Here is a 19,362-nt window from a genome sequence, read left to right on the forward strand (position 1 = left end):
TGTCCGAGCACTCTCATGGCAACGCAACTTCCCTCCCCGCCCCGCGTGGGCATGGTGTCGCTCGGCTGTCCCAAGAACCTGGTCGACAGCGAACGCATCCTGACGCAGCTCCGCGCCGACGGTTATCAGATGAGCGCCGATTATTCGGGCGCCGATGTCGTGCTGGTCAACACCTGCGGCTTTCTCGATTCGGCGAAGGAGGAGAGCCTCGAAGCGATCGGCGAGGCGATTGCGGAGAACGGCCGCGTCATCGTCACCGGCTGCATGGGCAAGGAAGCCGAGGCGATCCGCACGCGCTTTCCGCAGGTGCTCGCGATCACCGGGGCGCACGAATACGAGCAGGTGGTGGAGGCGGTCCACGTCGCCGCGCCTGCGTCGATCAGCCCCTACGTCGACCTGATCCCCGATGCGGGGCTGAAGCTCACGCCGCGCCATTACAGCTACCTGAAGATCTCGGAAGGCTGCAACCATCGCTGCTCCTTCTGCATCATCCCGTCCTTACGCGGCGACCTCGTCAGCCGCCGTCCCGACGCGATCCTGCGCGAGGCGGAAAAGCTGGTGGCCGCGGGCACGCGCGAACTGCTCGTCATCAGCCAGGATACCTCGGCCTACGGCATCGACATCCGCCGCGAGCCGCGTAGCTGGAAGGGACGCGAGGTCATACCGCACATGACCGATCTCGCGCGCGAACTGGGCCAGATCGCGCCCTGGGTGCGGCTCCATTACGTCTACCCCTACCCGCACGTCGATCAGGTGATCCCGCTGATGGCGGAAGGGCTGGTGCTTCCCTACCTTGACATCCCGTTCCAGCATGCCGCGCCCGCGGTGCTGCGCCGGATGAAGCGGCCCGCGAACGATGCCAAGGTACTCGACCGTATCCGTACGTGGCGTGACATCTGCCCCGACATCGCAATCCGATCGACCTTCGTCGTCGGCTTCCCCGGTGAAACTGAGGCCGATTTCGAGTATTTGCTCGACTGGCTCGACGAAGCACAGCTCGATCGCGTCGGCGCGTTCCGCTTCGAGCCCGTGGAGGGTGCGACCGCCAACCTGCTGCCCGATCACGTGCCCGAGGAGGTCAAGGAAGAGCGCTACGCCCGCGTGATGGAAAAAACCGCGGCGATCTCGGCGGCCAAGCTCCAGCGCAAGGTCGGTCGCACGCTCGACGTCATCATCGACGCGGTCGATGCGGAGAGCGGCGGTGCGACCGGCCGCTCCTACGCCGACGCGCCCGAGATCGACGGCGAGGTGCAGCTGCGCGATGCCGGCCACCTGAACCTCGGCGACATCGTGCCCGTCACGATCGAGGACGCGGACGACCACGACCTCTACGGCGTACCTGCCTGAGCGTTTTCCTGACCTGATCCCGTTTGGTGGATCAGGTCAGGGAACCGTTGATGCGTCAGGCGCCGAACTCCGGCCCCTCAGGATCGGGCCAGAAGTCCACCTCGCCCGCTCCCTCCTCGTCGCGCTCCCGCCCAACCGGCAGCGTCGGCGCGCCACCCCCGATCCGCACGCGCAGGTACCCGGCACCGCTTACGACACCCTGCAACACCGCGACCACCTCGTCGCCGGCCCTGATCCGCGCACCGATCCACGGTGCGCGTTCCGCACTCAGATAGCCGACCTGCAACCCGCTCGGGCTGAACACCGCCACGGCTTGTGGGTCGACCGGGTTGCGCGGCTCGGGCACCAGCATCATCGGTGCGCCGGGCGCCAGCAGCATCAGCTCCGACCGGCGGTTCGACCGCGCACGATCGTTGTTGGGAAAGTCGATCCCGACGATCGCCAAGGTCAGCTCCTTCACGGAGCCACAACGATGTCGGGATGCACTCGCAAGCACTCCAGTTGGTAGCGGAGGAGGGACTTGAACCCCCGACCCCAGGATTATGATTCCCGTGCTCTAACCAGCTGAGCTACTCCGCCATGAAGCGACCGGAGTGCTTGCGAGGCGCGGGCTATAGCAGCCATCGAAACGCCGTCAAGCGCTGAACTTGTGCACCGACAATTGCTCCCACGGACCGCCGCGATACCACCACGCGGCCAGCCCCGCGACCTGCAAGACGCGAGGCGCGAAGCTCGCCTGCAGCGCCGCCAGCGTCTTCTTCGCCTCAGCCGGCTCGACCTTGTTCTGGATCGTCACGTGCGGGCGCCAGCCTGCCTGATCCTGCGGCGTCAGCAACCCCGTGAACGCGTCCGCCAGCCGCGCACGCAGCGCGACCAGATCGGGGCTCTCGATCCGGTAAGCGACCCCTTGTCCGAGCGAGAACAGACCACCGACCCGCGCGTCCGGCGCCCGCACGCCGCGCGTCTCCTCGTTCAACCGCCGCTTTACCTCAGCTACGACACTCGGCGGCAGATGATGGAACATCGTCAGATGCGCATCGAGCTGGTTGCGCTCGGGCGGAAAATACTGGCGGCGCTGCGCGTCGAACCAGGCCTGGTCGGGCTTCGCGAAGATCGCGGTGACGATGATCGGCGCGTTCAATCCGCCGCCGTGCCCGCCCGCCTGATCCTCCGGTCGGCTCATATCTCGATCTGGCTGCCCAGCTCGACCACGCGGTTGGTCGGCAAGCGGAAAAACTCCATCGCGCTTTCAGCGTTGCGCAGCATCCACGCGAACAGCTTCTCGCGCCAGATCGCCATGCCCGGCCGCTCGGACGCAAGCAGCGTCTGGCGCGACAGGAAGAAGCTCGTCTCCATCATCCGGAACTCCGCGCCGCAGCCATGGAAATCCTTCAGGTGCGCGGGCACGTCGGGCTCCTCCATGAAGCCGTAGCGCAGCACGACGCGGTGGAACCCCTGCCCCAGATCCTCGTGCAGGAAGCGATCTTCTTCCGGGAAGTACGGGATGTTGGTCACACGCACGGTCAAGAGGATGACCCGGTCGTGCAGCACGCGGTTGTGCTTCAGGTTATGCAGCAGCGCCGGCGGTACGCCCTCGGGCGTCGAGGTCATGAACACCGCCGTCCCCGACACACGCGTCGCCGAGTTCGCCGCGGAGTCGATGAAGATCTTGATCGGCATCGCCGCCTCGCGCATCCGCTCGAGCATCAGCTTGCGGCCCGTCGACCAGGTCGTCAGCAGCAGGAACACGATGCTGGCGACCAGCAGCGGGAACCAGCCGCCGTCGGGCACCTTGGTCAGGTTGGACGCGAAATACAGCCCGTCGATCGTCAGGAACACCGCCTCGAACGCGATCACCAGCCACAACGGCCACTTCCATACGCGATAGACCAGCACGCCGACCATGCAGGTCGAGATGAACATCGTTCCCGTCACCGCGATGCCGTACGCCGCCGCCAGGTTGGACGACTCGCCAAAGCCGAAGATGAGCAGCAGCACCATCACCAGCAGCGCCCAATTGGCGCTAGGGATGTAGATTTGCCCCGCCTCCGACGCACTGGTGTGCTCGATACGGATGCGCGGCATCAATCCCAGCTGCACCGCCTGCTGAACGACCGAATAGGCGCCGGTGATAACCGCCTGGCTCGCGATCACCGTCGCCATGGTCGACAGAATGACGAGCGGCAGCCGCCACGCCTCAGGTGCCATCAGGAAGAACGGGTTCTCCGCCGCCGATGGCGTCGACAACAGCAGCGCGCCTTGCCCCAGATAGTTGATCATCAGCGCCGGGAACACGAACACCAGCCACGCGAGCGAGATCGGGCGACGTCCGAAATGCCCCATGTCGGCGTAGAGCGCTTCTGCGCCCGTCACGCACAGCACGACCGAGCCGAGCGCCAGGAACGCGAGCTTGCCGTCGTTCATCGCGAAGCGCACCGCCCAGACGGGGTTGAGTGCATAGAGCACGTCGGGGCGCGCGATGATGTGATACACGCCCATCACCGCCAGCACGACGAAATAGACGCCCATGATCGGGCCGAACAACCGTCCGACCTTCGCCGTGCCGATTGATTGCAGGTAGAATAGCGCGATGATGATCGTCACCGCGATCGGCAGCACGAATGCGTCGAAGCCCTGCTCGACGGTCGCCAGCCCCTCCACCGCCGACAAGACCGAGATCGCGGGTGTGATCATGCAGTCGCCGAAGAACAGCGCGGTCGCCAGCACCCCGAGCATGACGAGGCTGGTGCCCCACCGCTTGCCCGACTTCGACTGCCGCTGGATCAGTGCCAACAGCGCCAGGCTGCCGCCCTCGCCGTTATTGTCGGCACGCAGGATCATCAGCACGTATTTGACCGTGACGATCAGCATCAGCGACCAGAACATCAGGCTGACGACGCCGAAGATGTGGAGCTGGTCGACCGCGAGCGGATGGTGCCCGACGAACACCTCCTTCATCGAATACAGCGGGCTGGTGCCGATATCGCCGTAGACGACGCCGATCGCGCCGACCGCCAGTTTCAACAGCCCGTCGCGGGCGTGCGTGTCCGACGTTAGACCAGCCTGTACCCGCGCGGCGGGATCCTCGGTGTTCACGCCAGCGCCGATCGGCCCGAGGTCACGGCTGCGTCCGTCATGGTCCCCATATCGTCGCCGCGCCTAGCACTCTCACTATGCGCCCGCAACGCGGAACAGGAAGCGAACACGATGCGTTCGACCGCGCGAAAGGATCATCCGATGAGTGACACCAATCCCAAGTCCGAACCCTTCAGCAACGCAGAGAAAAATCCCGACGATTGGACCACCGGCGACGAGGCGATGACCGGCGCCCAAGCGAGCTATCTAAAGACCTTGAGCGAGGAAGCGCATGAGGAGTTCGACGACACGCTGAGCAAGGCCGACGCGTCGAAGAAGATCGATGAACTGCAGGAAAAAACCGGACGCGGTAAGTAAGCGATCCGTGCATGATGCGGTGGCCATTCCGCCGCGTCATGTTCGTCAGCGCACGGCGCCGCTGGAAAGCAGGCGCTCCAACAACGCCAACCTGATCCCGATCTCGCGCCGGTAATCAGTACCAGCCGGCGACAGCGCAAGCGCCCGCCGCCAGTATGTCCGCGCCGTCGCTAGGTCGCCGGCGCGGACATAGGCCAACCCGGCATAGAAGGGCGGTGCCGGATGCTCGGGCGCAAGCTGCGCCGCACGGCGGAACGCCAGCAGCGCCGGCTGTTGCACCTGCACTTGTCCACCCTCGCTCGACACTGCAGCCAGAGTCGTGCCCAGCCAGGTCCAGGCGATGAAGCTGTTCGGCAGCTTGCGCACCGCGCCCAACATCACTTGTGCAGACGCTTGCGGATCGCCGCTGCGCGTCATTGCGTCGGACGCGATCAGATAGGCGGCGTCCTGCGTATAGCTGCCGAGCAGGCTCGCACGCAGCGCGATCATCTCGGGCTCGAGCGGCGATGCATCGACGTGCGGACGCGCATCGGCGCTCTCCAGCAACGGACGTCCCTGCCACGCGTACCCCGCCGCCCCAAGGAATAACGCCGCGCCCACCAACGACCAGAGCGGTCGTGCCACCCTGAGCGCAACCAGCGCAGCAAACGAAGCCGCGCCCAGCAGCGCGAGCGTCAGATAGCCCATCGCGTGCCCCGACGCTTGCTCATCGCTCGAGCGTCTTCGTCTCGTGCATCCGGCCCTTCATCTCGGGCGGCATGTACTTCTCGTCATGCTTGGCGAGCAGGTTGGTCGCGGTAAACGAGCCATCTGGGTTGAAATGCCCCTCCGCGACGACGCCCGACTTCTCACGGAACAGATCGGGCGCGATGCCGGTGAAGCGCACCGGCGTCGTCGCCTTGCCATCCGTCACCACGAAGTCGATCGACACGCCATCGGCTGCGCGCCGGATCGAGTGATCCGCGACCATCCCGCCCAACCGCACTGCCTTGTCGGGCGCGGGCAAGCCGCCAGCGACGTCGGACGGCGCGTAGAAAAACGCCGCCTGATCCTTCAACCCCGACAGCGCCAGCACTGCCGCGACCGCAATCGCGAGCACACCCGCCCCGGCGAGCGCCATCCGCTGGTTCTTCGCCGTCACTTTTCGGCGCGCCGCATCGCGAGGTAGCTGACAAGCGACAGCACCGCCGCCCCGCCCAGCGTCACGCCATACGCCGCCCAGACAAAGGGCCACGCGTTCACGCTGCCGCCTTTCGCCGCATCCGCGCCTCGGCCTTCGCGGTCGCGAGCAACGCGCGCATCCGCATCAGCACGATCGCGGCGAACAGCAGCGTAAACCCAATCAGCGTGATCGGAAGCGGCCACAGGATCGACCGGTCGATCGTCGATTGCGTCAGTCCGATGCTCGGCCCCTGGTGCAGCGTGTTCCACCACACCACCGAATAACGGATGATCGGCAGCAGCACCGATCCCGCGATCCCGTACAACGCCGGTATCTCACCCGCGCCGCCCCGCTCACGATCGGCGCGCGACAGCGCCATATAGCCGAGATAGACGAACAGCAGCAGCAGCATCGACGTCAGCCGCCCATCCCACTGCCAATACGTCCCCCACGTCGGCCGCCCCCAGATCGCCCCTGTGACCAGACAGATCGCCGCAAACACCGCGCCCGGCACCGCAATCGCACGCGCCGCGATCGCCGCCAGTGGATGTCGCCAGACGAGGAAGGCGATGCTCGACAGCGCGATGCCGCTCCACCCGCCCATGCCCAGCCACGCGGCGGGCACGTGCAGGTAGATGATGCGAACGCTCTCGCCCTGCAGGTAATCGGGCGGCGTCATCGTCAGGCCCGCAGTCGCACCAAAGGCGATCAACGCAGCCCCGATCCAGAAGAGCACCGGCGTCAGTGGCCGCGCGACTTTGAGGAAACGCGCAGGATTGGCAAAGGCATGAAGCGCGGGCACGTCGCTACCGTTAAATCAGTCGCACGCGCGCGTCACGCGAGTCGTCGCAGCCGTTCAGCGTCCGATCAGGCGACGCGCCATGCGGTCGGCGACCTCGGCCGCGGACTCACCCGTCGCCTCGCTCTCGTCCCACACCTGGTGCAGCCGCTCGGGGATGCGCGCGATCCGCGTCATCACCTCGGCCTCGTCACCGTGGCCGAGATATTCGAGCCCGACGTTGATGATCCCGCCCGCATTGATGACGTAATCGGGTGCGTAGGTGATGCCCGCGTCATGCAGCCGCTGCCCCTCCGCGGCGGTCGCAAGCTGGTTGTTCGCACCGCCGGCGACGATCTTCGCCTTCAACCGCCCGATCGTCTGCTCGGTCAGGATGGCGCCCAGCGCATTGGGGCTGACGATGTCGGCCTCGGCGAACAGGATCTCCTCGGCGGGTGCAGTCTTGGCGCCCACCTCCGCCGCCATCCGCTCTGCGCGGGCCGTATCGACGTCGGCGATCGTCAGTACCGCCCCGTCCTTCGCCAACAGCTTGGCAAGCCCGCCGCCGACCGAACCGACGCCTTGGATGGCGACACGGACGCCGCGCATATCGTCGCTGCCCAAGCCCCGCTTCGCCGCTGCCTTGACGCCCAGATAGACGCCGTGCGCGGTGTATGGTCCCGGATCGCCGCCCGCAGCACCCGACGCGACCGGCAGGCCCGAGACGTACTTGGTCTCGGCCGCGATCACCTTCATGCGCGCCTCGGACATGCCGACATCCTCGGCCGTGACGTAACGTCCGCCGAGCGACTCGACCTTCTGCCCGAACGCGCGCAGTTGCGCCTCGCTGATGACCGCGCCTGGCTCGTCGGCCAGGATCACGCCCTTGCCGCCGCCCAGCTCCAGCCCCGCCATCGCGTTCTTGTAGCTCATGCCGCGCGACAGCCTGAGCGCGTCGGTGATCGCACCCGCCTCGCTCGCGTAATGCCAGAAACGCGCGCCGCCCGCTGCCGGCCCGAGCGCGGTCGAGTGGACCGCGATCACAGCCTTCAGCCCCGACGCCGGATCGGTGAACAGGTGAACGCCCTCGTGGTCGTCGAAATCAGGGAAACCCCAGTTCGCCATAACGCTCCAGCCGGGTAGATTGATGGGGCGACCGACGGGACTTGAACCCGCAACTTCCGGCATCACAAGCCGGCGCTCTAACCAATTGAACTACGGTCGCCGCGAAGGCCCGCGCATTAGTCGCCCGCGCAACATTCCGTCAACCGGCAAAGTGCGCGTCGCGTCAGAACCGCCCCTCGATCGCCAGCATCCGTGCTGCACCATTGGCGACGAACCCGGCGGTGTCGAGCCGAGTCGCGACCGCCGGATCGCTCGGCACCAGCGTCAATTCGGCGCGGTAGCGTCCGTCCGCCCACAGCCGAAGCGCCGCACCTTCGGTTCCCGCCGCGCTGACCAGCGGCAACAGCAGCGCGCCGCCGTCGCATCGGGCGGTTCCGCTCACCGCCCCCGGCAGCGCCGCGCCCAGGAACGTGCCCGAAATCTCCGCCCGCACGCGCCCCTCCGCCGCCTCGCACGCGCCATCAGCGAAGCGCACGCTCACCTCGTCCAGGTTAAGCGCGGTGACCGGCAGCGGCGCAAACGCGCTGCCCGGCTCGATCGGCCCGCTTGTGCCGATCACGCCCGCGCGGCCCCGCGACAGCTCGACGGTGCCCGACAGCTTCGCATCGCCGTTGCGGCTCTCCAGCGCCACGCGCGCGCGCCCGATCAGCAGTGCCAGCGGCGATACGCGCGCGTTCAGGTCGCCCAGCGCCAGATCGCCGAACCGCGCCTCGCTCAGCCGCCCCGACCAGACGCTGCCCCGCACCTCGCGCGCGGCGAACCCTTTATCGTCAAGTCCTGCCCAGCCAAGCACCACCCGCAGCGGCAAGAGCACCAGCAACGCAGCCACGAACATTGCCAGGAACAGCGTCCGCCGGTCGGTCGCAAGTCGTATCCGCATCACGCCGCCCGCGCCTTCAGCGTCATCTGCGCCGTAACCGTGCCATCGCCGTTGCCGCGCACGCTCAACCCGTCAACCAGCACGCCGTCGTTTTCCAGATTGCCGATCCACGCCATCAGCGCACCCGCCTTCGCGGTCGCGATCGAGGCACGAACGCGGTCGTTCGCCTCGGGCTCCAGCGTCGCGAGCGCGAACCCTGCCGCCTCGGCACGCGCGCGCACCTCGTCGGCGAGCGGCAGCTGCACCGGGCGAGGCTGCCGTCGCTGGATCAATTTCACCGCCGCCAATTCGCGCTCCGCGGTTCCCGCGCGCACCACCGCATCGACGTAGCGCTCACGCGTCGAGGACAGGCCGTTACGCACCGGGCGGATCACCAGCCCCCACACGATCGTCACCGCCAGCAGCCCCAGCATGACGAGGATCAGGCGCCGCTCACGCAACGATCGGCCCGCGAACCATCCACGCAGTTCGTTCATGCGTCCTGCTCCCGCATCACGGCGCCCCCATCACGGCGCCACCGTCAGGTCGCCGGTCAGCCGCCCGCCGGATTGCTGGAACACCCCGCTCGTCACGGTAAAGCCGGCGCGCTCCAGCTGGGTCTTGACCGTGTTCGCCTGCCCCTCGCCCGCTATCGACAAGGACACACGCAGCGCACCCGTCGGCTGGAAATCGAGCGCGGTCACCTCGCTGTCGGGCACCGCCTGCACGATCTGGTACACCGCCGCCGCGGTGCGGCTGAACCCCGACCCCGGACCCCGCAGCCGCGACAGCCGCTCGCCCAGCATCCGCGCCGCATCGCCGTCGCCGGCGCCGCGCGGCAATCCCTGCCGTGCCACCGCCTCGGCACGCACCTCCAGCGTATCCGCGCCGAGCGCGTAACGCGCGATCCGCACTAGATCGATCGCCAGCGTCGCCAGCAGGATCATCGCGACCAGCAATGCCAGCCGCCGGACCAACGCCCAGTCGATCGCCCGCCGCGTCCGCCGCGCAAAGCGTCCTTGCCTGAGGTCGAGCGGCCACGCAGCCGCGGCGATCGCGGCCGCACGCCACACTTCGTCGCGCGCCAGCGTCACCGGCTCGGCATCGCCGACAATCAACTCGGTCAGCCGCGCCTCGTCCGCGAACCCGGCGGAGCGTCCACGCACGATCGCCTGACCGCCTACCTCGCCGCGCAACCAGCCTTCCTCGGGCGCAGGCAGCAGCAGCGGCGCGGGCAGCATCGCGACCGGATCGACGCCGCGTGCGTTCAACTCGGCGAGCCACGTCGCCATCCGCTCAGGCGAAACCACCGCGATGGCGTGCTCCTCGCCGTCCGCCCCCCGCGCGCCGACCCGACCGCGACGTGCAGGTCGCCGGCCGTTGCGGTCGCATCGCTCACCACGATGCGCGCCGCCGCCGCCGCCTGCGCCGCCGACCGCGCGGGCAGCGCCGCCCAGTGAAGCGTCACCGCATCCGCCGGGGCCACCGCCACGACCGGGTCGGTCGCATCCTCGGCGACGGGCGGCATCCCCTCGCCCTCGTCGAGCACATCGTCGCGGATGCGCCACCAGCGCCACGGCTGATCCGCGGCAGGCGGCACGAAGAGGAGCGTCGTCGCGGTCATGATACGTCGCCCCATTGCCGCGAGACAAGCCGCGCGGGAAGGGTCCGCGCGTCGATCAATCCCTGTTCGTGCAATTCCGCCCCGTTCGCGACCACGTCGATCGTCAGCGCGAACCACACCGACTTCACCCCCGTCTGCGCCTTGGCATCCATCGCCGGCGTGCCCGTGCCGCCCAGCGACAGCGCGTTCCACACCGGATCGGTCGAGCCATAGCCCTGTTCGGGTCGCCTCAGCAGCACGCCCCGCACCGCCTCGACGCCGCCGCCCGTCTCCAGCAGCATCGCCAGCAGCGGTGCCTGTTCGGGCAGCAAGGTGTTGACGTTGATGATGGCTCGATCGACGGTCGGCAACGCGCACAGCCATGGCCGAAGCAGCTGATACTGCTCCGCCGTCACCCCCGACACCGCCCGCAGCTCGCTCACATCCGCCATCAGCGTGCCCGAGGTGCGATACCCGCGATAGGCGCCATCCTCCGCGCCGCCCGGCAATGCTGCATCGTCCGAGTCGATGAAGTCCGCCGCCGCCGCCGGGATCGCCTCACCGCCGGGCACGCGCAGCAGGCGGATCAGGCGCTGGAATTGCAGCAACGTCTGGTTGTTCGCGGCATAGCTGCCGTCCGGCGCCTCGACCACCAGGCTATTAAGGTTGAAGCAATTGCCCCCGTCGCGCACTCGCACCGTCGCCACGCCGCCGGGGATCGGCAGCCCGAACGGCCGGTCGCTCCATCCGCCGAGCAGCGCGACACGGTCGCCCGCTTTGCCAAGCAGGCTCGTCACCCGCGTCGTCGCCAGCGTCTCCGCGGCATAAGCGTAGCCGCGCGCGGCATCGAGCGCGCCCGCGTTGGCGGTCAGCCGCGTCGAGATGCGCAACCGCTCCAGCGCCGTCGCCGCCAGCACCGCGATCACCGCGACGAGCAACAGCACCGTCAGCAGCGCCGCTCCGCGCTCGCCCCTAGCGCCGCGCATTGGGCGTCGGCGTAGGAGTGGGTGACGGTTGCGCACCGGGCGCATCGCCGCGACGCGGGCGCGGCGCGCCGGTGCCGACGAGGAACATCATGCGATAGGCAGTGCCATTCTCGCGCACCAGTGTAAGCTCCGCCGCCTGCGGCAGCGCGGCGACCGGCGTGCCCTCCCATCGATCGCTCCACGCCCCGGCGTAGCGAAACCGCCATGTCGCCTGCCGCACGCCCTCAACGATCAGCGCCGCCGGCAGCGGTGCCGCCCCGTCGAGCGCCGGGTAACCGACACGCTCGATCCCGCCCGCGGTCAGCTGGTACTCAACCTTCTGCAACGTCGCGCGCGGCGACTGGTCGATGTTGCTCCACCCGCCGCGCACCAGCCGCAGCATCGGCACCTGCCCCGATCCGCCGGTAAAGGCGGGCAGCCGCGTCCCGTTCTGGTCGCGCGTCGGCCGGTCGACCGCCTGCGCCAGGTCCGCGGTCAGGATCGACGACAATCGGTTGATCGCGCCGATATCGTCGAGCGCTGCACCCGATGCGCCTTGCGCGCGCACGCTGAACGCCAGCAACGCGACGCCCGCCGCCGCGATCATGCCGAAGATCATCAGCGCGATCATCACCTCGATCAGCGTGAAGCCCGCCTCGCGCGTCCTTTTCACTGCTGCACGCTCGCCAGTTGCGCCGGCGGGCGGATCATCGTCGCGCGCCCCAGCACCGCGCCTTGGCCGTCCGCCACCGCCACGTCGACGCGCATCACGTCGCCGTCGCCGATCGCGCGCACGTCGCGGACCCAGCGCCACGCGCGCCCGCCGTTCTGCTCCGCGCCCGTCACCCGCCCGCGCGTCGGCGGCTGCACGTCGCTGACCGCCTCGATCGCCACGTTCCGGGCCACGATCTGCGCCAGCAGCGTCGATTGCAGCAGCGCAGTCGAGCGAATCGTCGCCCCCTCCAGCCGGATCAGCGCCAGCGCCGCCAGACTGAATACCGCCAGCGCCACCATGATCTCGATCAGCGTGAAGCCGTGTTCGGCGGAACGGCACAACGGCGTAAAGCCGTTGTTGCGCCGATCAGCCCGCGACACGGACGCTCCCGTCCGCCGCGATCGCGACGCTCGCGCTCGTTCCGTCACGCCGCAGCGACACGTTGAGCGACCGGTCCGCGAGCCCCGTCGTGTCGAACGTCACGCGTTCGCGCACCAAACCCGTCGCGCCCGTCCCCTGGCTCCACCGCTCGACGCGCAGCGGTTTCTCCACCATCGCCGCCCAGCGCCCGCCGCGCCATTGATCGAACCCGTAGCCGCTCGGCGTCACCCACACGCTGACCGGCCGTGCATCGATGATCGCACTGTCGTGCGCCGCGCGCACCCGCGTCGCGAAACGCGCCGCCTCGTCCATCAGCCGCCCGCGCGGATCGGGCATCGCCAGCACCGCCACCGCCGACGCCAGCCCGATGATCGTCACCACGACCATCAGTTCGATCAGCGTAAAGCCACGCTCGGCCGAGCGGAGCGTCGACGCCAAGCGCCGCTCGGCCGGCCACAGGACCGACGCCAAGCCACGCTCGGCGGGCCGCAGGACCGACGCCAAGCCAGGCTCGGCCGCGCGAAGCCTTGAGCCCCGCTGGCTCAAGCGAAAGGTGGAAAACACCGGCCTCGCTCGCCTACGCAGCCAGCCTTACTGCCAGCTGCCGATATCGGCATTGATCCCCTCGCCGCCGTCCTTGCCGTCGGCACCCAGCGTCCACACGTCGGCCGCCCCGTGCTGCCCGGGCGAGGCGTACAGATATGCGCGGTTCCACGGATCCTCGGGCAACCGCTTGATATACCCCCCGGCCTGATAACGCGACGCATCGACTCCCGCCGGTGCGCTCACCAGCGCCTGCAATCCTTGCGAGGTCGTAGGATAGCTGCCCTGCTGCAGCCGGTACATCTCCAGCCCCTGCTCGATCGTCGCGATATCGGCCTTCGCCTTCTGGATCCGCGCGGTGTCGCCCGACGGCAGCACGTTCAGCGCCACGATCGTCGCCAGCAGCCCGATGATGACGATCACGACCATCAACTCGACAAGCGTGAAGCCGTTTTCGGCGGAACGCCTCAAGGGCGTGAAGCCGTTACGTTTGCGGCGCTTCTTCTGTTCGGTACGCATATATTCTCTCACTGTCCTGACCTACTGGCCCGCAAGCGTGTTGAGCTGAAGGATCGGCAGCAGGATGGATAGCACGATCGTGGCGACGATACCGCCCATCACAACAATGATCAGCGGCTCCAACAGCGACAGCGCGGTGGCGGTGAAGCGATCGAACTCGCGTTCCATGTAATCGGCCGCGCGCTCCAGCATCTCGTCCAGCCGCCCAGCCGCCTCGCCCGATGCCGCGAGGTACACCAAAAGCGGCGGGAACACCGCGGTGCGCCGCATCGCCGCCGACAGGCTGCCGCCGCCGCGGATCGCGTCGGTGATCTCGTCCGATGCCGCCTTCAGCCGCCGGTTATGGATCGTTCCCGCGGTCAGGTTCAGTCCCTCCAGCAGCGGCAACCGGCTCGCCACCATCGTCGACAGCGTCCGTGCCATCCGCGCCGCGTGCAGGTCGCGCAGCAATCGCCCGACCAGCGGCACGCGCAGCAGCCAGGTGTCGAACGCGAGCCGGATCGGCGGTTGCCGCAGCAACGCCCACGCGCCCAGTCCGGCGAGCACCAGCACCAGCACCATCGCCCACCAGTAACCCGTGATCGCCGCCGACAGCGCGATCACCATCCGCGTCAGGAACGGCAACTCCTGCCCGACCGTGTCGAACTGCTCGACCACCTGCGGCACCACGAACGCCATCAACGCGATGACGACGCCCATCGCGACCGTCGCCAGCACCGCCGGATACGCCATCGCGGTGAACAGCTTGCCCCTGATCTCCGCCTGCCGCTCCAGCAGCAGCGACAATCGCTCCATGATCTCAGGCAGCGAGCCCGAACTCTCCCCGGCCGCGACCATCGCGCGGTAGAGCGGGGGAAAACTCTTCGGCTCGCGCGCCATCGCATCGGCCAGACGGCGGCCTTCGGTCACGCCCGCGTGGACGTTCTGCACGATCACGCGCACGCGCTCCTGCTCGGTCTGGCGCGACACAGTGCGCAAACTCTCCTCCAGCGGCGAGACGCGGTTCAATGTCGCCAATTGCCGCGTGAACAAGGTCAACTGCTTGCCCGACATCTTCGCCCGGCCGAGCTCGAGCCCGAACAGCGGGCGTCCCTTGCTCGCCGGTGCGCTACCCGCCTCGATCCTGACGACGAACAAGCGCCGCCGGTCGAGCACTGCCCGCGCCGCCTCGACCGACGCCGCCGCGACATGCCCGCGCGCCTCGTTGCCGCGCGTGTCGATCGCGACGTAATCGAAATCAGCCACGCCGCGCCTCAGGCATCCGCGATCGCTGCTTCAGCAGCGTCCGCCGCAACGGTATCGGTCGCGTCAGCGCGACTGACGCGCACCGCTTCCTCCGCGGTGGTACGGCCTTCCTCGACCAATCGCCGCGCCGCATCCGCCAGCGTTTCGCGCGCCGGATCGGCGAAGGCATGCCGCGCGATCGCGTCCTCATCCCCGCTGTCGTTGATCAGCCGGCGGATCGTCGGATCGATGCGAATGGCCTCGTACACGCCGATCCGCCCGCGAAAGCCGGTGCGGTTGCACTGCTCACACCCGACCGCCTCGTACACGATCGTCTCGGGCGCAATCCCCAGCAGCGGCGCCACCGTCTCGCGCGCCGGCACTGCCCGCCGGCACGTCGGGCACAGACGCCGGACCAGCCGCTGCGCGATCACCGCGCGCAACGTCGAGGCGAGCAGGAACGGCTCAACCTTCATGTCGCGCATCCGCGTGATCGCGCCGACCGCGTCGTTGGTGTGGACGGTGGAGAGCACCAGATGCCCGGTCAGCGACGCCTGCACCGCGATCTCGGCGGTTTCGCGGTCGCGGATCTCGCCGATCATCACCGTGTCGGGGTCCTGACGCAGGATCGCGCGAAGGCCAGCGGCAAAGGTCAGACCGACCTTGGCATTGACCTGCGTCTGCCCGACCCCCTCGACCGCATATTCGACCGGGTCCTCGACGGTCAGGATGTTGCGGCTGCCGTCGTTCAGCAGCCGGAGCGCGGCGTACAGCGTCGTCGTCTTGCCGCTGCCGGTCGGCCCAGTCACCAGCACGATCCCGTTCGGCACGGCGATCGCCTGACGCAGCAGCGTATTCATCTCCGCGCTCATGCCCAGCGCGTCGAGGTCGATCCCGGCATTTTCCTTGTCGAGGATACGCAGCACCACCCGCTCGCCCGCACGCGCCGGCAGCGTCGAGACGCGCACGTCGAGCAACTTGCCCCCCAGTGTCAGCCCCATGCGCCCATCCTGCGGCACGCGCCGCTCGGCGATATCCAGCCGCGCCATCACCTTGATGCGGCTGACCACCACGGGCGCCACATGCGGCGGCATCCTGAGCGTCTCGCGCAGCACGCCGTCGATCCGCATTCGGATGACGAGCCCGGTCTCATACGGCTCGATGTGGATGTCGGACACGCCGTTCCGCGCCGCGTCGGCGATGACGCCGTTGATGAGGCGGATGGCGGGCGCATCGTCGGCGGTGTCGAGCAGATCGTCCGCGGTCGGCAATCCTTCGGCTAGCAGGTCGAGCTCGTCGCCCATCCCGACCGCGGCCGCGGCGGTCGCCTGCCCGTCCATCGCGTAATTGTCGCTCAATAGCCGATCGAACGCCGGCGGCTCGATCACCACCACGTCGAACGCGCGCCCCAACACGCGCCTGACCTCGATCAGTGCACGCGGATCGCTGCCCTCACGCAAAGCGACGCGATCACCGTCGAGTGCGACGCCGAACTTGCGCGCGAACGCATAAGGCAATTGCACCGGCGCGACCGGCGCTATGACCTGCGGCATCTCGCCCAGCACCGCATCCGCGTCGATCGGTGCGACGCCGCTCGACAGCGCCGAATCGATCAGCACCTCGGCGCCGGTGCGGATCATTTCGGCCGCGCCGGGATCGTCGTTACCGAATTGCGATAGACCGGCACGCCGACGCGCGGGTCCTCGATGCTGCCGGGCTGACCGGCGGGTGGGATCGGCGGTGCTGCACCCATGTAGTCGCGCACCAGCGCGTCGATCGACGGCTCGGCCGCCGGGTCCTGCAATCCCTGCTGCAAGCGCAGGTAACCGTAGCGTTGCTCGGTCACACGGCGATTGTCCGCGGCCGAGCGGATCACTGTCGGGCGGATGAAGATCATCAGGTTGGTCTTCGACCGCGACTTCGCCTTCGACTTGAACAGGTTGCCCAGCACCGGAATGTCGCCCAGCAGCGGTATCTTCTCGATTGTCCGCCGCTCCTCGTCGCTCAGCAATCCCCCGATCACGCCGATCGCGCCGTCATCGACGGTCAGCACCGTCTCGACCTCGCGCTTGTTGAGGATCAGGTCCGAATTGTCGCTCGACACCGGTCCCGCGATCGAGCTGACCTCGATATGCAGGTTGAGCTTGATCGTACCCGACGAATTTACCTGCGGCCGCACGTCCAGCCCGATGCCGACATTCTGCCGCTGCGTGGTGCGGAACGTGTTGTTGAAATCGTTCGACAGCGCCTGTCCCGTCGTGATCGGGATCTCCTGCCCGACCAGGCTGTGCGCTTCCTGATTGTCCAGCGTCATGATGTGCGGGACCTGCAACAAGTTCGACTGATTGTCGCTCTTCACCGCATTGATGATCGCGCCGAACAACGTGCTCCCGATCGTCCCGCCGAATCCGCCGAACCCGCCGGTCGACCCCAGGATCGAGTTGATCGCCGATTGCGTCAGCTGGTCGCTCGAACTGCTGTCGGTGGTCGTCGTCGTGCTGCCGTCGGTGTTGCGCGTGACGGTGGTCGTCGTCCCCAGCTGTCGAGCGCCGATCGCACCCGCGATCTGCAGAATGTTGGGCGCCGAGTTGGAGAAGGTCGATGCGCCGAACGCCCCGCCCGACAGATTGCCGAGGATGAACTGCGCGCCCAGCCGGTTGACCGTCGTGTCCGACACCTCCGCCACGATCGCTTCGACCAGCACCTGCTCGCGCCTTGTATCAAGCTTGTCGATCACCTCGGCCAATTGCCGCTGGATGTCGCCCGGCGCAGCGATCACGATCGCGTTTGCGCCGGCGAAGCGCGTGACCACCGCCGCGGTGCGCCCGCCCTGCCCCGTGATTGCCGCCTGTTGCGGCTGACTGCCCGATTGTGTCGTCGTGGTGCTCTGCTGCGCGGTCGACTGGCGGAAGTTCGATGAATTCGACTGCTGGCTGATCGCCCCGCCCGTGGTCGGCCCGGTGCTGCTCGCGCCGAAGTTCGCGCGGCTGAGCGCCTGTTCCTGGATCGCATCGGGTTGCTGCCCGACCAGTTGCTGGAGCACCGGCAACAATTGCGCGGCGTCGGCATTCTCCAGGAACACGACCTTGATCTCGTTGGCGTTGCGCGCGCGTGTGTCGAGGTCGCGTGCGACCGCAACCAGCCGTGCCACCGTCGACGGATCACCGCGCAACGCGACTGCGTTCGAACTCTCGATCGCCACCGCCGACGCGCCACCCGGCGTTGCTGCACCTGGCTGCCCGCCGCCGCCACCCGCGCCGCCGCCGATCAACTGCGTCAGCGCGGTCGCGACCTCCTTCGCGTTGGCGTTCCTCAGCGCCACGATCCGCGTCGAGGCGACATCGGTGTCGATCCGCCGGATCACCTCGCGCACACGGCGCACGTTGTCGGCGAAATCGACCACAACCAAACTGTTGCCACCGCGGTTCGCGGTCACTGACCCTTGCGCGCTCACCAGCGGGCGCACCGTGTCGACCGCCTGCGTCGCATCGGTCGAGCGCAGCCGGATGATCTCGGTCACCAGCTGGTTGCGCGCCGCACCGCGCAGGCCGATCCGCCCCGGCTGGCTCGCCGCATTGTCGATCGGCTGAACGCGCAGCGCGCCGTTCGCGGTCGGGATCGCGACCAGTCCGTTCGCGCGCAGCGTGGACAGGAACACCTCGAAATACTCGGAGCGCGACAGCGGCCGGTCGGTCACCACCGTGACCTTGCCCTGTACGCGATTGTCGATGATGAACGTGCGCCCGGTGACCTTCGCCGCGTCGGCGATGAACGCGCGGATATCGGCATCACGCACGTTCAGCGTCGTCTGCGCCACAACCGGCGCGGCGGAGAGCGCGCAGGATGCCAGTAGCGCAGCCGCCACGACCCGCCGCATCATCGCACCCCTCCGGGCAGCGTGACCGGCAGCGACTGCCCCCCGCGCTCGATCGTCACTCCCGTCGCGCCGCCCTTCGCCAGTTGCTCCAGGTCCGCCACGCCGGTGATCGGTCGCCCGTTGATCGCGGTCAGCACGTCGCCATCCTGCAATCCCGCCGCCTGGAACACGCCCTTGCCCTGCCCGCGCAGCGTCAGCCCGTTGATCGCCCCCTTGTCGATCCGCGGGATCGCCGACACGTCGGCACGCAGGTCGGCCAGCGACGCGCCGCCGGCCGCCGGTGCCGCTGCCCCGGCGGTGGGTGCCGCCACCGGTGCGCTCATCCCCTCGCCCTGCGGCAGGAACAGGTCCTCGCTCGCACCGCCGCGATCAAGCGTCACGTGATCGAACGCCACCGATTTCAACACCACGCCCGGCGCCACTTCCTCACCTACGCTCACGCTCTTCTGCACTCCGTCCGGCCCTGCGATGATCGCCGATCCTCGCCCTTGCGCCTCATCGATCCGCGTGCCGAACAGCGTCAGTTGCAACGAGGTGACCGCCGCCGCCTTGGTCTGAACCCCGCTCACCCGGTAGAACGGATCGAAGCTCGCGAACACGCCCGCCGGATCGCCCGGCAGCACCGGCCCTGCCGGGGCCCACGCGCCCAGCGGCGCGATCGGCGTCACCACCGTCCACACCAGCCGCGCACACTGCACCGCCAGCACGCCCAGCAGCGCGATCTCGGCGGCCGAATAGACGTTCATTACGGGTATCCGCCGCAGGATCGCCCGCGCACGGGCGTCGAACTTCAATCGCATGCGCTTTGGCC

General features: G+C 68.3%; 22 protein-coding genes and 2 tRNA genes. 2 read left to right on the forward strand and 22 right to left on the reverse strand.

Annotated elements, in window-relative coordinates; genetic code table 11:
* Positions 1 to 15 precede the first annotated feature (15 nt).
* Positions 16 to 1,347 (forward strand): 30S ribosomal protein S12 methylthiotransferase RimO, encoded by a 1,332-nt coding sequence (gene rimO / locus SMN802W_RS0110225; RefSeq protein ID WP_026325991.1) that lies wholly within the window; start codon positions 16 to 18, stop codon positions 1,345 to 1,347.
* 55 nt (positions 1,348 to 1,402) lie between these two features.
* Here the strand turns inward: rimO and SMN802W_RS0110230 are convergent, their stop codons facing one another.
* The 4 genes from SMN802W_RS0110230 to SMN802W_RS0110245 all read right to left on the reverse strand — a co-directional run bounded on the left by SMN802W_RS0110230 (position 1,403) and on the right by SMN802W_RS0110245 (position 4,443).
* On the reverse strand, positions 1,403 to 1,807 hold the full coding sequence (locus tag SMN802W_RS0110230; protein WP_019516814.1) for an HIRAN domain-containing protein: 405 nt from the start codon (positions 1,805 to 1,807) through the stop codon (positions 1,403 to 1,405).
* Between the two features lie 42 nt (positions 1,808 to 1,849).
* Positions 1,850 to 1,926 (reverse strand) — tRNA-Met (locus SMN802W_RS0110235).
* Between the two features lie 55 nt (positions 1,927 to 1,981).
* Positions 1,982 to 2,530 (reverse strand): 2'-5' RNA ligase family protein, encoded by a 549-nt coding sequence (locus SMN802W_RS0110240; protein ID WP_019516815.1) that lies wholly within the window; start codon positions 2,528 to 2,530, stop codon positions 1,982 to 1,984.
* On the reverse strand, positions 2,527 to 4,443 hold the full coding sequence (locus tag SMN802W_RS0110245; RefSeq protein WP_019516816.1) for a KUP/HAK/KT family potassium transporter: 1,917 nt from the start codon (positions 4,441 to 4,443) through the stop codon (positions 2,527 to 2,529). The genes SMN802W_RS0110240 and SMN802W_RS0110245 overlap by 4 nt, the downstream gene beginning before the upstream one ends.
* Before the next feature lie 141 nt (positions 4,444 to 4,584).
* Between SMN802W_RS0110245 and SMN802W_RS0110250 the strand changes: the two genes are divergently transcribed.
* The gene (locus tag SMN802W_RS0110250; RefSeq protein ID WP_026325993.1) at positions 4,585 to 4,800 is read left to right on the forward strand and encodes a DUF3072 domain-containing protein; all 216 of its coding nucleotides are present in this window, start codon (positions 4,585 to 4,587) and stop codon (positions 4,798 to 4,800) included.
* Between the two features lie 45 nt (positions 4,801 to 4,845).
* On the opposite strand, the gene SMN802W_RS0110255 is transcribed toward SMN802W_RS0110250, so the two are convergent.
* The 18 genes from SMN802W_RS0110255 to SMN802W_RS0110340 all read right to left on the reverse strand — a co-directional run bounded on the left by SMN802W_RS0110255 (position 4,846) and on the right by SMN802W_RS0110340 (position 19,351).
* A complete protein-coding gene (locus SMN802W_RS0110255) occupies positions 4,846 to 5,487 on the reverse strand; it encodes a tetratricopeptide repeat protein (protein WP_019516818.1) in 642 nt (213 codons plus the stop codon).
* Between the two features lie 19 nt (positions 5,488 to 5,506).
* Positions 5,507 to 5,941 (reverse strand): cytochrome c maturation protein CcmE, encoded by a 435-nt coding sequence (gene ccmE / locus SMN802W_RS0110260; RefSeq protein ID WP_019516819.1) that lies wholly within the window; start codon positions 5,939 to 5,941, stop codon positions 5,507 to 5,509.
* Positions 5,942 to 6,038: 97 nt separating this feature from the next.
* Positions 6,039 to 6,764 carry a heme ABC transporter permease CcmC gene (ccmC, locus tag SMN802W_RS0110270; protein ID WP_019516821.1) on the reverse strand — a complete coding sequence of 242 codons (726 nt, stop codon included), beginning with the start codon at positions 6,762 to 6,764 and terminating at the stop codon, positions 6,039 to 6,041.
* Between the two features lie 54 nt (positions 6,765 to 6,818).
* The gene (locus SMN802W_RS0110275) at positions 6,819 to 7,865 is read right to left on the reverse strand and encodes a Leu/Phe/Val dehydrogenase (RefSeq protein WP_019516822.1); all 1,047 of its coding nucleotides are present in this window, start codon (positions 7,863 to 7,865) and stop codon (positions 6,819 to 6,821) included.
* Between the two features lie 23 nt (positions 7,866 to 7,888).
* Positions 7,889 to 7,965: transfer RNA gene (locus tag SMN802W_RS0110280), tRNA-His, on the reverse strand.
* A 63-nt stretch (positions 7,966 to 8,028) separates the two neighbouring features.
* On the reverse strand, positions 8,029 to 8,745 hold the full coding sequence (gspN, locus tag SMN802W_RS0110285) for a type II secretion system protein N (RefSeq protein ID WP_019516823.1): 717 nt from the start codon (positions 8,743 to 8,745) through the stop codon (positions 8,029 to 8,031).
* Positions 8,745 to 9,221 (reverse strand): type II secretion system protein GspM, encoded by a 477-nt coding sequence (gene gspM / locus SMN802W_RS0110290; RefSeq protein WP_019516824.1) that lies wholly within the window; start codon positions 9,219 to 9,221, stop codon positions 8,745 to 8,747. The genes gspN and gspM overlap by 1 nt, the downstream gene beginning before the upstream one ends.
* A 30-nt stretch (positions 9,222 to 9,251) precedes the next feature.
* Positions 9,252 to 10,034 carry a type II secretion system protein GspL gene (gspL, locus tag SMN802W_RS16870; protein WP_238560183.1) on the reverse strand — a complete coding sequence of 261 codons (783 nt, stop codon included), beginning with the start codon at positions 10,032 to 10,034 and terminating at the stop codon, positions 9,252 to 9,254.
* Positions 9,992 to 10,348 carry a hypothetical protein gene (locus SMN802W_RS18750; protein ID WP_238560184.1) on the reverse strand — a complete coding sequence of 119 codons (357 nt, stop codon included), beginning with the start codon at positions 10,346 to 10,348 and terminating at the stop codon, positions 9,992 to 9,994. The genes gspL and SMN802W_RS18750 overlap by 43 nt, the downstream gene beginning before the upstream one ends.
* Entirely contained in the window at positions 10,345 to 11,313 is a 969-nt protein-coding gene (gene gspK, locus SMN802W_RS0110300) for a type II secretion system minor pseudopilin GspK (RefSeq protein ID WP_019516825.1), read from the reverse strand. Before gspK ends, SMN802W_RS18750 begins: the two co-directional genes overlap by 4 nt.
* Complete coding sequence (gene gspJ, locus SMN802W_RS0110305) at positions 11,300 to 11,965, reverse strand: type II secretion system minor pseudopilin GspJ (protein WP_019516826.1); 666 nt, start codon at positions 11,963 to 11,965, stop codon at positions 11,300 to 11,302. Before gspJ ends, gspK begins: the two co-directional genes overlap by 14 nt.
* Complete coding sequence (gene gspI, locus SMN802W_RS0110310; protein ID WP_019516827.1) at positions 11,962 to 12,387, reverse strand: type II secretion system minor pseudopilin GspI; 426 nt, start codon at positions 12,385 to 12,387, stop codon at positions 11,962 to 11,964. Before gspI ends, gspJ begins: the two co-directional genes overlap by 4 nt.
* Positions 12,374 to 12,859, reverse strand: coding sequence for a GspH/FimT family pseudopilin (locus tag SMN802W_RS0110315; RefSeq protein ID WP_026325995.1), 486 nt, complete (start codon positions 12,857 to 12,859; stop codon positions 12,374 to 12,376). The genes gspI and SMN802W_RS0110315 overlap by 14 nt, the downstream gene beginning before the upstream one ends.
* A gap of 120 nt (positions 12,860 to 12,979) precedes the next feature.
* On the reverse strand, positions 12,980 to 13,450 hold the full coding sequence (gene gspG, locus SMN802W_RS0110320; protein ID WP_019516829.1) for a type II secretion system major pseudopilin GspG: 471 nt from the start codon (positions 13,448 to 13,450) through the stop codon (positions 12,980 to 12,982).
* A gap of 21 nt (positions 13,451 to 13,471) precedes the next feature.
* Complete coding sequence (gspF, locus tag SMN802W_RS0110325; protein WP_019516830.1) at positions 13,472 to 14,695, reverse strand: type II secretion system inner membrane protein GspF; 1,224 nt, start codon at positions 14,693 to 14,695, stop codon at positions 13,472 to 13,474.
* An 8-nt stretch (positions 14,696 to 14,703) separates the two neighbouring features.
* On the reverse strand, positions 14,704 to 16,227 hold the full coding sequence (locus tag SMN802W_RS0110330; protein WP_051083602.1) for a GspE/PulE family protein: 1,524 nt from the start codon (positions 16,225 to 16,227) through the stop codon (positions 14,704 to 14,706).
* Between the two features lie 83 nt (positions 16,228 to 16,310).
* Positions 16,311 to 18,551: a type II secretion system secretin GspD gene (gene gspD / locus SMN802W_RS0110335; RefSeq protein ID WP_026325996.1), complete on the reverse strand. Its 2,241-nt coding sequence runs from the start codon at positions 18,549 to 18,551 to the stop codon at positions 16,311 to 16,313.
* Positions 18,551 to 19,351 carry a type II secretion system protein N gene (locus tag SMN802W_RS0110340; RefSeq protein WP_026325997.1) on the reverse strand — a complete coding sequence of 267 codons (801 nt, stop codon included), beginning with the start codon at positions 19,349 to 19,351 and terminating at the stop codon, positions 18,551 to 18,553. The genes gspD and SMN802W_RS0110340 overlap by 1 nt, the downstream gene beginning before the upstream one ends.
* Positions 19,352 to 19,362: the final 11 nt, after the last annotated feature.

This window comes from Sphingomonas sp. Mn802worker, assembly GCF_000382485.1.
GTDB lineage: Bacteria > Pseudomonadota > Alphaproteobacteria > Sphingomonadales > Sphingomonadaceae > Sphingomonas.

What these genes read in the sequence shown, in the direction of transcription:
- rimO (WP_026325991.1), top strand. Translation starts at nt 16, where the DNA reads ATGGCAACGCAACTTCCCTCCCCGCCCCGCGTGGGCATGGTGTCGCTC.
- SMN802W_RS0110240 (WP_019516815.1), bottom strand. Translation starts at nt 2,530, where the DNA reads ATGAGCCGACCGGAGGATCAGGCGGGCGGGCACGGCGGCGGATTGAAC.
- SMN802W_RS0110250 (WP_026325993.1), top strand. Translation starts at nt 4,585, where the DNA reads ATGAGTGACACCAATCCCAAGTCCGAACCCTTCAGCAACGCAGAGAAA.
- SMN802W_RS0110255 (WP_019516818.1), bottom strand. Translation starts at nt 5,487, where the DNA reads ATGGGCTATCTGACGCTCGCGCTGCTGGGCGCGGCTTCGTTTGCTGCG.
- SMN802W_RS0110275 (WP_019516822.1), bottom strand. Translation starts at nt 7,865, where the DNA reads ATGGCGAACTGGGGTTTCCCTGATTTCGACGACCACGAGGGCGTTCAC.
- gspN (WP_019516823.1), bottom strand. Translation starts at nt 8,745, where the DNA reads ATGCGGATACGACTTGCGACCGACCGGCGGACGCTGTTCCTGGCAATG.
- gspM (WP_019516824.1), bottom strand. Translation starts at nt 9,221, where the DNA reads ATGAACGAACTGCGTGGATGGTTCGCGGGCCGATCGTTGCGTGAGCGG.
- SMN802W_RS18750 (WP_238560184.1), bottom strand. Translation starts at nt 10,348, where the DNA reads ATGACCGCGACGACGCTCCTCTTCGTGCCGCCTGCCGCGGATCAGCCG.
- gspK (WP_019516825.1), bottom strand. Translation starts at nt 11,313, where the DNA reads ATGCGCGGCGCTAGGGGCGAGCGCGGAGCGGCGCTGCTGACGGTGCTG.
- gspG (WP_019516829.1), bottom strand. Translation starts at nt 13,450, where the DNA reads ATGCGTACCGAACAGAAGAAGCGCCGCAAACGTAACGGCTTCACGCCC.
- SMN802W_RS0110330 (WP_051083602.1), bottom strand. Translation starts at nt 16,227, where the DNA reads ATGCCGCAGGTCATAGCGCCGGTCGCGCCGGTGCAATTGCCTTATGCG.
- gspD (WP_026325996.1), bottom strand. Translation starts at nt 18,551, where the DNA reads ATGCGGCGGGTCGTGGCGGCTGCGCTACTGGCATCCTGCGCGCTCTCC.
- SMN802W_RS0110340 (WP_026325997.1), bottom strand. Translation starts at nt 19,351, where the DNA reads ATGCGATTGAAGTTCGACGCCCGTGCGCGGGCGATCCTGCGGCGGATA.